General features: G+C 69.0%; 7 protein-coding genes. 2 read left to right on the top strand and 5 right to left on the bottom strand.

Translation table 11 applies throughout. The annotated features are described in order from the left end of the window. Positions 1-156: 156 nt before the first annotated feature. Positions 157-6,945: an ESPR-type extended signal peptide-containing protein gene (locus OY559_RS03690; RefSeq protein WP_277728763.1), complete on the top strand. Its 6,789-nt coding sequence runs from the start codon at positions 157-159 to the stop codon at positions 6,943-6,945. A 67-nt stretch (positions 6,946-7,012) separates the two neighbouring features. Here the strand turns inward: OY559_RS03690 and OY559_RS03685 are convergent, their stop codons facing one another. The 5 genes from OY559_RS03685 to xerD all read right to left on the bottom strand — a co-directional run bounded on the left by OY559_RS03685 (position 7,013) and on the right by xerD (position 15,312). After that, positions 7,013-7,462 (bottom strand): hypothetical protein, encoded by a 450-nt coding sequence (locus OY559_RS03685; RefSeq protein WP_277728762.1) that lies wholly within the window; start codon positions 7,460-7,462, stop codon positions 7,013-7,015. 4 nt (positions 7,463-7,466) lie between these two features. Then, positions 7,467-9,179, bottom strand: coding sequence for a type II secretion system ATPase GspE (gene gspE / locus OY559_RS03680; protein WP_277728761.1), 1,713 nt, complete (start codon positions 9,177-9,179; stop codon positions 7,467-7,469). 81 nt (positions 9,180-9,260) lie between these two features. After that, on the bottom strand, positions 9,261-13,325 hold the full coding sequence (gene purL, locus OY559_RS03675) for a phosphoribosylformylglycinamidine synthase (RefSeq protein WP_277728760.1): 4,065 nt from the start codon (positions 13,323-13,325) through the stop codon (positions 9,261-9,263). A gap of 79 nt (positions 13,326-13,404) precedes the next feature. Beyond that, entirely contained in the window at positions 13,405-14,250 is an 846-nt protein-coding gene (locus tag OY559_RS03670; RefSeq protein ID WP_277728759.1) for a DsbC family protein, read from the bottom strand. A 108-nt stretch (positions 14,251-14,358) separates the two neighbouring features. After that, the gene (gene xerD, locus OY559_RS03665; RefSeq protein WP_277728758.1) at positions 14,359-15,312 is read right to left on the bottom strand and encodes a site-specific tyrosine recombinase XerD; all 954 of its coding nucleotides are present in this window, start codon (positions 15,310-15,312) and stop codon (positions 14,359-14,361) included. 283 nt (positions 15,313-15,595) lie between these two features. On the opposite strand from xerD, the gene OY559_RS03660 reads away from it, so the two are divergent. Further along, the gene (locus tag OY559_RS03660) at positions 15,596-16,066 is read left to right on the top strand and encodes an RDD family protein (protein WP_277728757.1); all 471 of its coding nucleotides are present in this window, start codon (positions 15,596-15,598) and stop codon (positions 16,064-16,066) included. Position 16,067: the final 1 nt, after the last annotated feature.

Here is a 16,067-nt window from a genome sequence, read left to right as displayed (position 1 = left end):
TCCCCGCTTCCGCTGCTCCGTGCGACCCGGCCATGCGTCTCCCCTGTCGCATGCCGCGCTGTCTGTTTCCCTGACGTTGTCCGCCTCGAAACCCCGTGCCGCGAGGCCCGGGTGCTGTCGTATTCCCCCGAAAACACAGAATGAAGGACGTGATCCATGAACAGGATTTACAGCAAGGTGTGGAACCCTTCCCTTGGCATGCTGGTGGTGGCCTCGGAGTTCGCGCGGCGCGCACATGGCGTGATGTCGTCAGGTGCGCGCGTGCGTGCGCGCCTTGGCGTGACGCTGCTGGTCTCGGCCCTGCTTGCAGGTGCACCGTTCGGCGCGGCATTGGCGCATGACAAACAGAAAGGCCAGCCCCAGAACGACAAGCCCCAGATCGGAACGGGACCTGCCTACTGCGTGGATGCACGCGGCAATCCGATCAAGGACGGGCGCCCCGGCGAGAACGCGGTCTCGTGCGGCGACGGCGTGGATGCGTCCGGTCGCCATGCGGTCGCGGTCGGCTACAAGAGCATTGCCAACAAGGCGGGAGCGACCGCCGTCGGCGGCTACGCCGAAGCCACGGGCGTGAATGCCACCGCCGTCGGCTACGACAGCAGCGCGACCGCGCAGGGCGCGACGGCGCTGGGTAGCCAGAGCAACGCCGCCGGCGCCAATGCGACCGCCGTCGGCACGCAGGCGAATGCAACGGGTGCAGGCGCCAGCGCGGTCGGCACGGGCAGCAATGCGACGGGCGCGTATGCCGGTGCCTTCGGCAGTGCTTCCACCGCGTCGGGCACGCAGGCGCTGGCGGCCGGCCACACCAGCACCGCCACCGGCATTGCGACCGTCGCGATCGGCGGCTTCGCCAACGCGTCGGGCGATTTCGACACGGCGGTCGGCTACGGCGCCGATGCCAGTGGCGGCGACAGCACGGCACTGGGCTCGGGCTCCATCGCGACGGGCTACAACAGCGTGGCGGTCGGCGGTTCGCTGCTGGGTTTCCTGCCAACCGAGGCGTCGGGCGATTTCTCCACTGCGGTCGGTGGCGGTGCGTGGGCTCCGGGCACCAATGCCACTGCCATCGGCAACCTCGCGTCAGCGACCGCCAACAACAGCGTGGCGCTGGGTGGCGATTCGGTTGCCGATCGCGAAGACACGGTGTCCGTTGGCAGCACAGGTAGCGAGCGGCAGATCGCCAACGTTGCTGCAGGCACCGAGGGCACCGATGCGGTGAATCTGGATCAGTTGAACGAAGTTGCCGACGCCTCCGAAAACGCCACGCGCTACTTCAAGGCGAACGGTGCCAACGACGGTACGGACGACGGCACGGACGACGCCACAGCCAGCGGCGACTACGCCACGGCGTCCGGCTCGGCGGCACTGGCCGAAGGCGTCGGTGCGACCGCGACGGGCTCAGGCGCGTTCGCACTGGCGAACGGGGCGACAGCGACCGGCTTCAACGCGACCGCGACCGGTGAGAACAGCGTCGCCAGCGGTGCGGGGGCACAAGCATCGGGATCCGGCGCGGTCGCGCTCGGTGGACAGCGTCAGCTGTTCGACGAGAACGGCGATCCGCTGCTCGATGAGGACGGCAATCCGGTCTACGCCAGCACCGAGGCGACGGCGGACGATGCGACGGCCCTGGGTGCCGGCGCCGTGGCCAGCGAGGTTGGCGCCAGCGCCGTCGGCGCAGGCGCCAATGCATCCGGTGCGTATGCCTCGGCGCTCGGTACTGAGGCCACTGCATCGGGCATCCAGGCAACGGCCGTCGGCTTCCGCAGCGGTGCATCCGACGATGCCGCCACCGCCATCGGCGGCTACAGCAACGCCTCCAACTTCGGCGCCTCGGCCTTCGGCTACGGGGCCGAGGCCAGCGGCAACAGCGCAACCGCGCTGGGCTTCGGTGCCGTGGCCAGCAACTTCGATTCCACTGCGCTGGGTTCCAACGCGATCGCCAGTGGCGACAACAGCGTGGCCGTCGGTGGTGCGTTCTTCGGCTTCATCCCGACCGAAGCCTCGGGCGACTACTCCGTCGCGGTCGGTGGTGGTGCCTACACGCCCGGCTTCAATTCGGTGGCGCTGGGCAACCTTGCGACGGCCGAAGCCGACAACAGCGTCGCCATCGGTGGCGATTCCGTGGCGGACCGCGAAGACACGGTCTCGGTCGGCAGTGCAGGCAGCGAGCGCCAGATCACCAACGTGGCGGCAGGCACCGAAGGCACCGATGCGGTGAATCTGGACCAGTTGAACGAAGTCGCCGAAGCCTCGGAGAACGCGACGCGCTACTTCAAGGCGAATGGTGCCAACGACGGCACGGACGACGCCACCGCCAACGGTGACTACGCCACGGCCTCCGGCTCGGCGGCTTTCGCCGACGGCATCGGCGCAACGGCAACGGGCTCCGGTGCGTTTGCGCTGGCCGACGGTGCGACGGCCACCGGCTTCAACGCAACGGCGACCGGCAGCAACAGCGTCGCCAACGGCAGCAGTGCGGAAGCCAGCGGCGAATCCAGCATCGCGATCGGCGGACAGGTGGATGCCTTCGATGCCGATGGCAATCCGATCACCGTCAACACGGTGGCGTCCGGCCTGGGCGCCACGGCGGTCGGCTCCGGCAGCCTGGCGTCGGCCCTCGGCAGTTCGTCGTTCGGCGTACTCAGCGAAGCGAGTGGCGAAGCGAGTTCCGCCTTCGGTTACGCCAGCACGGCGACCGGCTCGTATGCGTCCAGCTTTGGCCACGCCAGCGGCGCCACCGGCGACTACAGCGTGGCGGTCGGCGGGCCGGCGGATCTGATTCCCGGCTTTGGTTTCCTCGTCTATACGCAGGCAAGCGGTTTCAGCGCGGCCGCCTTCGGTTCGGGCGCGATCGCGGCGGGCGACTACAGCCTGGCAGCCGGCAGCCTGGCAGAAGCGTCGGGACTGGAGAGCACGGCGGCAGGCTTCTTCTCCTACGCGCCCGGCGATTACGCCACGGCGCTGGGTGCGGAATCGTGGGCCAGCGGCGACAACAGCACAGCGGTCGGCTTCTACAGCACGGCGCTGGGCGACAACAGCGTGGCGCTGGGTGCCAACTCGACGGCGGACCGCGACAACACCGTGTCTGTCGGTGACGTGGGCAGCGAGCGGCAGATCACCAACGTTGCTGCAGGCACCGAGGGCACCGATGCGGTGAACCTGGATCAGTTGAACGAAGTCGCCGAAGCCTCCGAAAATGCCACACGCTACTTCAAGGCGAACGGTGCCAACGACGGCACTGATGACGCCACAGCCAGCGGCGACTACGCCACGGCGTCCGGCTCGGCGGCACTGGCCGAGGGTGTGGGTGCAACGGCAACGGGTTCAGGTGCGTTCGCACTGGCGAATGGCGCGACCGCGACCGGCTTCAACGCCACCGCGACCGGCAGCAACAGCGTGGCCAACGGTGCCGGCGCTCAAGCCTCGGGTGCGGGTTCCATTGCCTTGGGTGGGCAGCGTCAGCTGTTCGACGAGAACGGCGATCCGCTGCTCGATGAGGACGGCAATCCGGTCTATGCCAGCACGGAGGCGACGGCGGACGATGCGACGGCCCTGGGCGCCGGCGCCGTGGCCAGCGAGGTTGGCGCCAGCGCCGTCGGCGCAGGCGCCAATGCATCCGGTGCGTATGCCTCGGCGCTCGGTACTGAGGCCACTGCATCGGGCATCCAGGCAACGGCCGTCGGCTTCCGCAGCGGTGCATCCGACGATGCCGCCACCGCCATCGGCGGCTACAGCAACGCCTCCAACTTCGGCGCCTCGGCCTTCGGCTACGGGGCCGAGGCCAGCGGCAACAGCGCAACCGCGCTGGGCTTCGGTGCCGTGGCCAGCAACTTCGATTCCACTGCGCTGGGTTCCAACGCGATCGCCAGTGGCGACAACAGCGTGGCCGTCGGTGGTGCGTTCTTCGGCTTCATCCCGACCGAAGCCTCGGGCGACTACTCCGTCGCGGTCGGTGGTGGTGCCTACACGCCCGGCTTCAATTCGGTGGCGCTGGGCAACCTTGCGACGGCCGAAGCCGACAACAGCGTCGCCATCGGCGGTGATTCCGTGGCGGACCGCGAAGACACGGTCTCGGTCGGCAGTGCAGGCAGCGAGCGGCAGATCACCAACGTAGCGGCTGGCACCGAGGGCACCGATGCGGTGAACCTGGACCAGTTGAACGAAGTCGCCGAAGCCTCGGAGAACGCGACGCGCTACTTCAAGGCGAATGGTGCCGACGACGGCACGGACGACGCCACCGCCAACGGTGACTACGCCACGGCATCCGGCTCGGCGGCTTTCGCCGAGGGTGTGGGTGCTACGGCAACGGGTTCGGGTGCGTTCGCACTGGCGAATGGCGCGACCGCGACCGGCTTCAACGCCACCGCGACCGGCAGCAACAGCGTGGCCAACGGTGCCGGCGCTCAAGCTTCGGGCGCGGGTTCCATTGCCCTGGGTGGACAGCGTCAGCTGTTCGACGAGAACGGCGATCCGCTGCTCGATGAGGACGGCAATCCCGTCTATGCCGGCACCGAAGCGATGGCGGACGACGCCACTGCGGTGGGTGCCGGTGCTGTCGCGGGCGAGATCGGCGCAAGTGCCGTCGGCGCGGGTGCGAATGCCTCCGGCGCCTACTCCACTGCGCTGGGCACGGAAGCTTCCGCGGCGGAGACGCAGTCCACGGCGGTCGGCTTCCGCAGCAGCGCGGACGGACTGGCCTCCACCACGGTCGGCGGCTACAGCAGCGCAGGCGGCGACTTCGCCTCGGCGTTCGGCTATGGCGCCGACGCGGCGGGCAGCGGCGCGACCGCGGTGGGCGAAGGCGCGAGTGCCGGGGGAGAAGAGAGTACGGCCGTCGGTGGCACCACGTTCTTCGGACTGATCAACACGCGTGCAAGCGGCACCGGCGGTTCTGCCTTCGGCAACGGTGCCTGGGCCACCGGCGAGTACAGCACGGCCATCGGCCACAACAGCTACGCCGATGGTGACGACAGCGTGGCGCTGGGCGTGAACTCGGTGGCGGGCGCGACCAACAGCGTGGCGATCGGCGCCAATTCGTGGAACGACCGCGACGATACGGTGTCGGTAGGCGATGTCGGGGCGGAACGCCAGATCACCAACGTGGCCGCGGGTACCGAAGGCACCGATGCGGTGAACCTGGATCAGCTCAACGCGCTGGCCGAGACATCGGAGAACGCCACGCGCTACTTCAAGGCCAATGGCGCGGGGGACGGCAGCGATGATGCGACCGCGACCGGCGACTACGCGACGGCATCGGGTTCGGCCGCGCTGGCCGAGGGCGTCGGTGCGACGGCCACCGGCTCGGGCGCCTTCGCCCTTGCCAATGGCGCAACGGCCAGCGGCTTCAATGCCACCGCCACCGGCGAGAACAGCGTAGCGAACGGCGCAGGTGCGCAGGCGACCGGCGCGGGATCGGTCGCGGTTGGCGGACAGCGGCCGCTGTTCGATGAGAACGGTGATCCGCTGCTCGATGAAGATGGCAATCCGGTCTACGCCAGCACGGAAGCGACGGCGGACGATGCGACGGCCTTGGGTGCGGGTGCCGTGGCCAGCGACACCGGCGCGACCGCGACCGGTGCGGGTGCGACCGCCTCCGGTGCCTATGCCACCGCGACCGGCACGGAAAGCGCCGCCTCGGGCCTGCAGGCCACCGCGAACGGGTTCCGCAGCGATGCCTCGGGGGATGGTTCGGCTGCCATCGGCAGTTACAGCAGCGCCTCCGCTTTCGCCGCATCGGCCTTCGGCTATGGCGCAGAGGCGTCGCAGGAGAGTGCGACCGCGCTGGGCTTCGGCGCCGTGGCAAGCAACTACGACGCCACGGCGCTGGGCTCGAACGCGATCGCCAGCGGCGACAACAGCGTGGCCGTCGGTGGTGCGTTCTTCGGCTTCCTCCCGACCGAAGCCTCCGGCGACTACTCGGTGGCCGTGGGCGGTGGCGCCTACACGCCGGGCGTCAATGCGGTGGCCGTGGGCAACCTGGCCACGGCCGAAGCCGACAACAGCGTGGCCATCGGCGGCGACTCCGTTGCCGATCGCGAGGACACCGTCTCGGTCGGCAGCGCCGGTAGCGAGCGGCAGATCACCAACGTCGCGGCCGGCACCCAGGCCACCGATGCCGTGAACCTGTCGCAGCTGAGTTTCGTCGCCAGTGCATTGGGCGGCGGCGCCGGCTTCTCCGGCGGCGTGTTCATCGCGCCGAGCTATACGATCCAGGGCACGTCGTACAACAACGTGGGCGCGGCGTTCACCGCCGTCGACGCCAAGCTCAACGAGTTGTACGGGATGTACAGTGGATCGAGCAGCGGCGCCACGGCGTCCGCCAGTGCGGCACCGCCGACGCAGGCCAGCCAGGGCCAGGTTGCCGGCGAGACGGCGTCCGGGCCGGGTACCGGCGGCACCGCGTCGACGCCGACACGCGGCACGGCGACCACCACGGATGTCGCCGGCAGCGGCGCCGTGGCCAGTGGCCAACCTGCGGTCGCGGCACCGACCGACGCCACCGCGGCAGCGGACGTGCCGGCAGCGGCCGCGTCCTACGCCGATGCGGGCGACGCCAACACGCTCAGCAGCGCACAGTCCTATACCGATCAATCCTCGGCGAGCACGTTGGCCAGTGCGAAGGCGTACGCGGACTTCCAGGTCAAGGCGCTGGAGGACGACTTCAATGCCTTCCGCGGTGACGTTGACCGCCGCTTCTCCGAGCAGGATCGCAGGCTCGACAGGATGGGCGCGATGAGCTCGGCGATGTTGAACATGGCGATCAATGCCGCGGGCAGCCGCAGCCCGCGTGGCCGCGTGGCCGTGGGTGCGGGCTGGCAGAACGGCGAGAACGCGCTGTCGGTGGGCTACTCCAAGCCGATCGGCGAGCGCGCGTCGTTCAGTATCGGCGGCGCGTTCAGCGGTGACGAGAAGTCGGCCGGCGTGGGCTTCGGTATCGACCTGTAAGTTCCATCAGCGCGACAGACGAGGGCCCGGCATTGCCGGGCCCTTGTTTTCCGCCTTGCGCCACAACTCAGTCGCAGGCCATGCGGCCGGCAGGCAGCACGCGGGGATTGCCCAGCGCGAAATGCTTCACCGGCTGTTCCCACATCTCGAAGGAAGAAATGCCCGGGGTAACGCCGCAGCTGCTGGCGTAGGTGAACTGCTCACCGTCCATCGAGACGTAAAGATCGAACTTGATCGCCACCGGCAACGTGCTGCTGACCATCAGGGTGGTCTGTGCGGCGTCGCCACTGCGCGCGGCGCGCAGGTTGCCGGGTTCGCCGCTGGCCGGCGCGGACGCCGTGACCTTGCCGTCGACGATCTCGACCTGCAGCGCCAGCGACGGCGATGCCGTGCCGACGGCGAAGCCGGTCGGGAGCTCGCCACGCGCCAGCGTCTTCGGCGCGGCCTTGCCGGCCGACGCGACAACCGGTATCGCGCACATCGCCACCATCAGACAGCCCGCCAGCATCCTGTCCATCGCCTCAGCCCTCCTCGGTCACGCGCAGCACTTCCTCGATGGTCGTCTCGCCGGCAAGCGCCTTGACGATGCCGTCCTCGTACATGGTGCGCATGCCCGAGTCGCGCGCGAGTTGCTCCAGTTCGCCCATGCCGGCATGGCGCATGATGGCGCGACGGATCTCGTCGTTCATCACCAGGAACTCGATGATGGTCGTGCGCCCCAGATAGCCGGTCGGCGCGATGGCCGAACCGCGCGGGCGATAAAGGAATATCTCGCCCTGCGGCTGGAAGCGGCGCAGGGCGAACTTCTCGATCTCCTCCGGCGATGCGGGGTACCGTTCCGCATGCGTGGGCTCAAGCCGCCGCACCAGCCGCTGGGCCAGGATGCCGTTGACCGTGGAGGTCATCAGATAGTCCTCCACGCCCATGTCCAGCATGCGGGTGATGCCACCGGCCGCGTTGTTGGTGTGCAGCGTGCTGAGCACCAGATGGCCGGTCAGCGCGGACTGGATGGCGATGCGCGCGGTTTCCAGGTCGCGCATTTCGCCGATCATGATGATGTCCGGGTCCTGGCGGACGATGCTGCGCAGGGCGTGGGCGAAGTCCAGCCCGATCTGCGGCTTGGCCTGGATCTGGTTGATGCCCTCGATCTGGTATTCGACCGGATCCTCGACGGTGATGATCTTGACGTCCGGCGTGTTGAGCTTGCTCAGTGCGGTGTACAGCGTGGTGGTCTTGCCCGAGCCGGTCGGGCCGGTGACCAGCAGGATGCCGTGCGGCTGCTCCAGCACTTTCTGGAACTGCGGCAGGAACGCATCGGTGAAGCCCAGCTTCTTGAAGTCGAACACCACCGTCTCGCGGTCCAGCAGGCGCATCACCACGCTCTCGCCATGCGCGGTGGGCATGGTGCTGACGCGAAGGTCCAGTTCCTTGCCCTGTACGCGCAGCATGATGCGTCCATCCTGCGGCAGGCGGCGCTCGGCGATGTTGAGCTTGGCCATGATCTTGACGCGGCTGATGACCGCGGCGGTGAGGTTGGCGGGCGGACTTTCGCCTTCCTCCAGCACGCCGTCGATGCGGTAGCGCACCTTCAGGCGGTTCTCGAACGGTTCGATATGGATGTCGGACGCGCGCAGTTCGACCGCACGCTGGATCACCAGGTTGACCAGGCGGATGACCGGCGCCTCGGACGCCAGGTCACGCAGGTGCTCGACATCGTCCAGGTCGGCCGTGGCCTCGCCGTCCGCGTTCTCGACGATGGCGCCCATCGCGCTGCGGCCCTGGCCGTAATAACGCTCGATCAGGTCGCTGATCTCCGAACGCAGCGCGACCTGCGGCCGCACCGCGCGGCCGGTCGCAAGCCGCACGGCCTCAAGCGCGTAATGGTCCTGCGGATCGGCCATCAGCAGATCGACGTGGCCCTCGCCCTCGCCCACCGGGCAGACATGGAACTGCTTGAGGAAGCGCTGCGACAGCACCACCGATTCCGGCGGCGCGTCCGGCGCATCCTTCGCCGCCACCAGGGGAAGCCCAAGCACCTCGGCGGCGGTCTCGGCATGGTCGCGCTCGGACACCAGTCCCAGCCGCGACAGCAGCGCCAGCAAATCGCCGCCGGTCTCGTCCTGCAGCCGGCGGGCACGCGCCAGATCGGCCTCCTTCAAGCGTCCGCGCGCCAGCAGGGCCGCGACGATGCGCTCATCGTCGGAAAGGGGATGGTCGAGCGCGGCAGCGTTCACGGAAGCCTCCTTGAAGGCCCGGACTTTATCAGGTGCCGCGTTGCCAGGGCGTGGCCCGCCGTCGCCGGCGGGCGCACACGATCACCCCACCCACGCCCGCGCGTTGCGGAACATGCGCAGCCACGGCGAATCGTCCGGCCAGCCCGCCGGATGCCAGCTGTGGTTGACGCTGCGCGGGGTGCGCTCCGGATGCGGCATCAGGATCGTCGCGCGGCCATCCTCGCTGGTCAGGCCGGTGATGCCGTCGGGCGAACCATTGGGGTTCTGCGGATACAGGCTGGCGATGGCCCCGTCGCCGTCCACGTAGCGCAATGCCACGCGCGCAGCGGCCTGATCGACCGCACCGGCGAACTGGGCGCGGCCTTCACCATGCGCCACCGCCACCGGAATGCGCGAGCCGGCCATGCCGCGGAAGAACACCGACGGCGACTCCTGCACTTCCAGCAAGGCCACGCGCGCTTCGAACTGCTCGCTCTGGTTGCGCAGGAACACCGGCCAATGCTGCGCGCCGGGGATGATGTCCTTCAGCTGGCTCATCATCTGGCAGCCGTTGCAGACACCGAGCGAGAACGTGTCCTGGCGCGCGAAGAACGCCGCGAATGCATCGCGCAGCGCGCTGCGCTCCAGGATCGAGGTCGCCCAGCCGCGGCCCGCGCCCAGCACGTCGCCGTAGCTGAAACCGCCGCACGCGGCGAGGCCGCTGAAGTCCGAAAGCGCCACGCGACCGCTGATCAGGTCGCTCATGTGCACGTCGAATGCATCGAAGCCGGCACGGGTGAAGGCCGATGCCATCTCGATCTGGCCATTGACGCCCTGCTCGCGCAGGATCGCGATCTTCGGCCGCTTGCCGGTGGCGATGAACGGTGCGGTGATATCGTCGCCGGCATCGAACGAGAGCTTCGGCTTCAGCCCGGTGCGGCCGAACTGGCGCGCTATCTCGCGCTCCTGGTCGGCGGCGTCGGGGTTGTCGCGCAGCTTCTGCATGGCATGCGTCACCGACCACCATGCATCGAACAGCTCTTCCCAGCGCCATTCCGCCAGCACGTCGCCGTCCTGCTGCACGCGCACCACGGATGCAGTGGTCGGGCGTGCGATGCGCTGCGCGCATTCGGTCAGGGCGTGGCGCTCGACCAGGTCGGCGAATGCAGCACGATCTTCATCGGCCACCTGCACTACCGCGCCCAACTCTTCGGCGAACAGCGTGCGGAATGCGTCGTCGCCCCAGCCATCCAGGTTGATATCCAGGCCACGATGCGAAGCGAACGCCATCTCGCACAACGCGGCGAACGCGCCGCCATCGCTGCGGTCGTGATAGGCCAGCAGCAGGCCGGCTTCGCGTGCGTCGGCAATCAGATGGAAGAAGTCGCGCAGACGCTGCGGATCGTCGAGATCCGGCACGCTTTCGTCACGACCGTCGCCGGCGAAGGCCGGCCACGCGCCATCGCCGCCCGATTGCGGATACACCTGCGCCAGCACGGAACCGCCGAGACGCTTCTTGCCTGCACCCAGGCCGATCAGCCACAGCTCGCTGTCGTCTTCGCGCGACAGCAGCGGCGTCAGTTGCTGGCGCACGTCGGTGACCGGCGCGAAGGCGCTGATGATCAGCGAAACCGGCGACACCGATTTCTGCGCCTGGCCGTCGCTGTGCCACTGCGCCTGCATCGACAGCGAGTCCTTGCCCACCGGGATGCTGATGTCCAGGTCCGGGCACAGCTCCATGCCCACGGCCTTCACCGCGTCGAACAACAGCGCGTCCTCACCCGGATGGCCTGCGGCGGCCATCCAGTTGGCCGACAGCTTCACCCGGTGCAGCGACTCGACCGGCGCGGCGCACAGGTTGGTGATGGCCTCGCCCACCGCCATGCGGGCGGCGGCGGCGGCATCGAGCAGCGCCAGTGGCGTGCGCTCGCCGATGGCCATGGCTTCGCCGACGTAGCCTTCATAGCCGCTCAGCGTGATCGCGCAGTCGGCCACCGGCATCTGCCACGGGCCGACCAGCTGGTCGCGCGCGGTCAGGCCGCCGACGCTGCGGTCGCCGATGGTGATCAGGAACTGCTTGGAGGCGACCGTGGGATGCGCAAGCACGCGCAGGCCGGCTTCATGCAGGTCCAGGCTTGCGGTCTGCAGGGCGGGCCATTTCGGTGCGTCCGGGTATCCGGTGTCGCGGTGCATCTTCGGCGCCTTGCCGAACAGCACGTCCATCGGCAGGTCGATCGGATAAGGCCCTCTCCCTTCGGGAGAGGGGTTGGGGTTGGGGTGAGGGTTCGGCGGAGCAGTAGCGCCGAAGGAAACCGCGGACGCGGCAACATCCGCGACGTGCTGTTCTCCCGACTTCGTCGCACCCTCATCCGCCCTTCGGGCACCTTCTCCCGCAGGGAGAAGGGAGGCGTCCGCCAGCGCGCCATAACCGACCACAAGCCGCTCTTCCTTCGTGGCGACACCCACGGCCGCAAACGGACAACGTTCGCGTTCGCAGATCGCCGCGAACTCGGCCAACCGCGCCTGCGGCACACCAAGCACGTAACGTTCCTGCGATTCGTTGCACCACAACTGCATCGGCGACAGCGAGGGATCGTCGCTGGGCACCTTGCCCAGGTCGATCACGCCGCCCACGCCGGAATCGTGCAGCAGTTCGGGAATCGCGTTGGACAGGCCGCCTGCGCCGACGTCGTGGAACCACAGGATCGGATTGTCCGCGCCCATGGCCACGCAGCGGTCGATGACCTCCTGGCAGCGGCGTTCCATCTCCGGGTTGTCGCGCTGCACGCTGGCGAAGTCGAGCGCTTCGGCACTCTCGCCGGAAGCCACCGAACTCGCCGCGCCGCCGCCCAGGCCGATCAGCATCGCTGGACCGCCGAGCACGATCACCGCGTCACCGGCCGACAGCGTCTTCTTTTCCACCTGGATGCGGTCGATGGCACCCAGGCCGCCGGCCAGCATGATCGGCTTGTCGTAGGCACGGGTCAGGCCGGCGCCTTCGGGCAGTTCGAAACTGCGGAAGTAACCCAGCAGGTTCGGGCGGCCGAATTCGTTGTTGAACGCCGCGCCACCGAGCGGGCCGTCCAGCATGATCTCCAGCGCCGGCGCCATGCGCGGATTCAGCGCGCGCGGCGTCTCCCAGGGCTGCTGCAGCGTGGGGATGCGCAGGTGCGACACCGAGAAGCCGGTCAGGCCGGCCTTGGGCTTGCCGCCGCGGCCGGTGGCACCCTCGTCGCGGATCTCGCCGCCAGCACCGGTGCTGGCGCCGGGGAACGGCGCGATCGCGGTCGGGTGGTTGTGGGTTTCGACCTTGATGCAGAACGCCGAGTCGACGCTGGCCTCGATGCGGTATTGGCCGCCGCCGTCGGGGCGGAAGCGCGCGGCCGGATAGCCTTCGAGCACGGCCGCGTTGTCGCTGTACGCACTGAGCGTGTGCTCCGGTGTCTGCGCATGGGTGTGCTTGATCATCCGGAACAGCGAGCGGTCCTGGTCCTTGCCGTCGATGGTCCAGCTGGCGTTGAAGATCTTGTGCCGGCAGTGCTCGGAGTTCGCCTGCGCGAACATCATCAGTTCGACGTCCGACGGATCGCGGCCCAGCTCGGCGTAGCGTGCGCGCAGGTAGTCGATCTCGTCGTCCGCCAGCGCCAGGCCCAGGCGGGTGTTGGCGGCTTCCAGCTCGGCGAGCGGGATGCGTTCCAGTTCGCCGCGGACCGGTTCGGTGAACAGCGCCGACGCCTGCTCGCGCGTGGCGAGCAAGGATTGCGTCATCGGGTCGTGCAGCGCCTTCGCCAGCGCCGGCTGCGCATCGTCCCAGCCGGAAAGGTCAATGCGCATGCCGCGCTCGACGCGCTTCACCGGCTGACCGGCGCCGCGCAGCAGCTCGGTGGCTTTGCTGGCCCATGGCGACAGGGTGCCCAGGCGTGGGGTGACGAAGCGGGAGACCGCACCATCGGCCAGCGCTTCGTCCTGGTCGTCCGCTTGCAGGATGCGGCGCAGCGTGGCCAGGTCCGGGGCGGCACCGGCCTCGGGTTCGATGAAATAGACATGCCAGGCGCCGCGGACACGCACCTTTGGAGCGTGGACATCGGATGCAATCGACTGGAGCTTGGATTCGAGCCGCGCGCGGCGGAAGTGCGACAAGGCCGGTTGGCCTTCAAGGACGATCATGTCCGGAACCGTGGGGGCGTGCCGTCAGGACGGGGCCCGCTATTGTAGCGAAGCCGGCGCAGGGCCGGCTTCGTCGGGATCACGGGGCGGCGCCTGCGGCGGCGGCCGGGGCCTTTTTTGCCGCCAGCTCGTCCAATTTGGCCCGCAGGGCGGCGGGCGGCAGGTAGCCGCCCAGCTGGACACCCTCGGCCGAATAGATCGCGGGGGTGCCACTGACGCCGATGCGCTGGCCCACGTCGAACTCCATGGTCACGGGGTTCTTGCAGTCGCGCTGAGGGATCGGCTTGCCGGCCTTGGCATCGGTCAGCGCGCGCTTCCGGTCGGGTGCGCACCAGACCGAGATCATGTCCTTGTGGTCCTGGCTGCCCAGGCCCATGCGCGGGAATGCCAGGTACTCCACCGCGATCCCGAGACGGTTGAGCTCGCCGACTTCGCCATGCAGCTTGCGGCAATAGCCGCATTCGATGTCGGTGAACACGGTGACGGTGTATTTGGCATTCGGCGGCGCGAACACGATGCGTTCGGCATGCGGGATGGTCGCGATCAGCTTGCTGCGGTAGCCGGCCAGCGCCGGGCTGGTCTGCATCAGGTCCTGCTGCTGGTCCAGGTCCAGAACGGTGCCCTGCATCAGGTAGCGCCCGTCGTCACTGATGTAGAGCAGCTGGCCGCCCGCGATCACCTCGCGGAAACCCGGCAACGGTGCGGCGCCGACGTACTCCACCTTCGCCTGCGGATTGAGTTGGGCGATCGCGGAACGGGCACGCTCATCGGGGGTGGCGCCCACGCCCGCCTTGATCTGGCGCACTGCCGCCTGCGGCGCGGCGGCCGCGGCCGCGGCATCGCCCTGGGCAGGCGGCTGGGGGGCCTGCGCGCAGGCGGTCAGGCTCAGGGCACCCAGGAGGGCGGCAGTCATCAGGCGGGGCATCAAGGGCATCCGGGGCATGCCGCAGCGCGGCTGGGTGGCAGGAACAGACGGCGATTCTGGCACAAGGCGCCGCGCAGGCGGCTTAATCGCCTGCAAGCGTGACTCGCGTCATGCGCGCGGATGGTGCCGGCCGTGCAGTTGCTTGAGGTGCTCGCGCGCGACCAGGGTGTAGATCTGCGTGGTGGACAGGGAACTGTGGCCCAGCAGCATCTGCAGCGCGCGGAGGTCGGCGCCGCGGTTGAGCAGGTGGGTGGCGAAGCTGTGCCGCAGCCCGTGAGGACTGATCCGGACCGGATCGATGCCAGCCAGCGCCGCGTAACGCTTCACCAGCACCCAGAACTGCTGCCGGGTCGGCGGTTCGGCGCTCGCGCCCATGAACAGGAACGGCGTGCTGCGCTTGCCCGCCAGGGCCGGGCGCGCCCGGGCCAGATAGGTTTCCAGCCAGTGCTGCGACTCCTCGCCCAGCGGCACCAGCCGGTCCTTGCTGCCCTTGCCGGTGACCCGCAGCACGCCCTGCCGCAGGTTGACCGCGGTCGCCGGCAGCGTGACCAGCTCACTGACGCGCAGGCCTGCGGCGTACATCAGTTCCAGCATCGCGCGGTCACGCAGGCCGAGCGGCGTGGCGGTGTCGGGCGCGGCCAGCAGCGCGTCGATCTCGGTTTCCGCCAGCGCCTTCGGCAGCGAGCGCGGCAGGCGGGGTGGATCGAGCAGCGCGGTGGGGTCGTCCGCGCGTGCGCCACGGCGCAGCCGATGCGCATAGAACGCACGCAGCGCCGACAGTAGCCGAGCATTGCTGCGCGGCGAATAGCCCTCGCGCGTGCGCCATGCGAGATAGTCGAACAGGGCCGCGCGATCAGCCATCGCCAGCCCGCCGTCACGGCCGTTGCGCCAGCGCGCGAAACCCTCCAGGTCGCGCCGGTAGCTGTCCAGCGAGGGCTTCGCCAGGCCGTTCTCGGCCCAGATCACGTCGAGGAATGCCGCGATGGCATCGGCGTCGGCATCGGGGACGGACGGCAGGGCGTTCGCCTGCTGGCGGCGTTCGGCGGGCGTGCGGGCAGTCATGCGGCAAGCTTAGGCGATGCACTCGCTACTTGTGGGAGCGAGGGCATGGCCTCGCCTGCTTGTGGGAGCGACGTCAGTCGCGAAGGGGCGTACGGGCGAGCACACGATCCCGGGAATGAAAACAGGCAGCTTTTTCCGGCGTAGTCCGCGAGGGAGGGCATCACGCCGTCGAGCGGGCTCACCACGAACGGGATCCTTGATCTGCGGCCTCACCAAGGACTTTGACCTTCGCGACTCACGTCGCTCCCACGGGCATTCGGGCCTTAGCCGGTATCCTGTCGCGATGACGAAATCCGCCCCCGCCACCGACAAACCCCGCGCCCTGATCGGCTGGCGCCTGCTCGCGCTGCTCTACGACTTCTGGCCCGTGCTGGCGCTGTGGATCGCCGTCGCGGTCCCGTTCGTACTGATCGACGTGGTGGCCAGCGGCAATGTCCGTCACAACATCCAACCCTTCAGCCCGTTGTGGTGGCTGCTCTGGATCTGCTGCTGGGCCGTCACCGGCGTGTACGCCACCTGGAGCTGGCAACGCGGCGGGCAGACGCTCGGCATGCGGCCCTGGCGACTGAAAGTGGTCACCGCCGCAGGGGATGCGCCGACACGCGCGGCATTGTGGCGTCGCTACACGCTGGCGACGGTCTCGACGCTGGCGGCGGGATTGGGGTTCTGGTGGGCGTGGCTGGATCGCGAACGCCTGACCTTCCACGACCGCTACAGCGGCACGCGGATGGCGCGATTGCCGAAGCGCGCCTGAC

This window comes from Pseudoxanthomonas sp. SE1, assembly GCF_029542205.1.
Classification (GTDB): Bacteria; Pseudomonadota; Gammaproteobacteria; order Xanthomonadales; family Xanthomonadaceae; genus Pseudoxanthomonas_A.
Note: the sequence above shows the minus strand (reverse complement) of the source record. Positions and strands in the feature narration are given on the sequence as shown.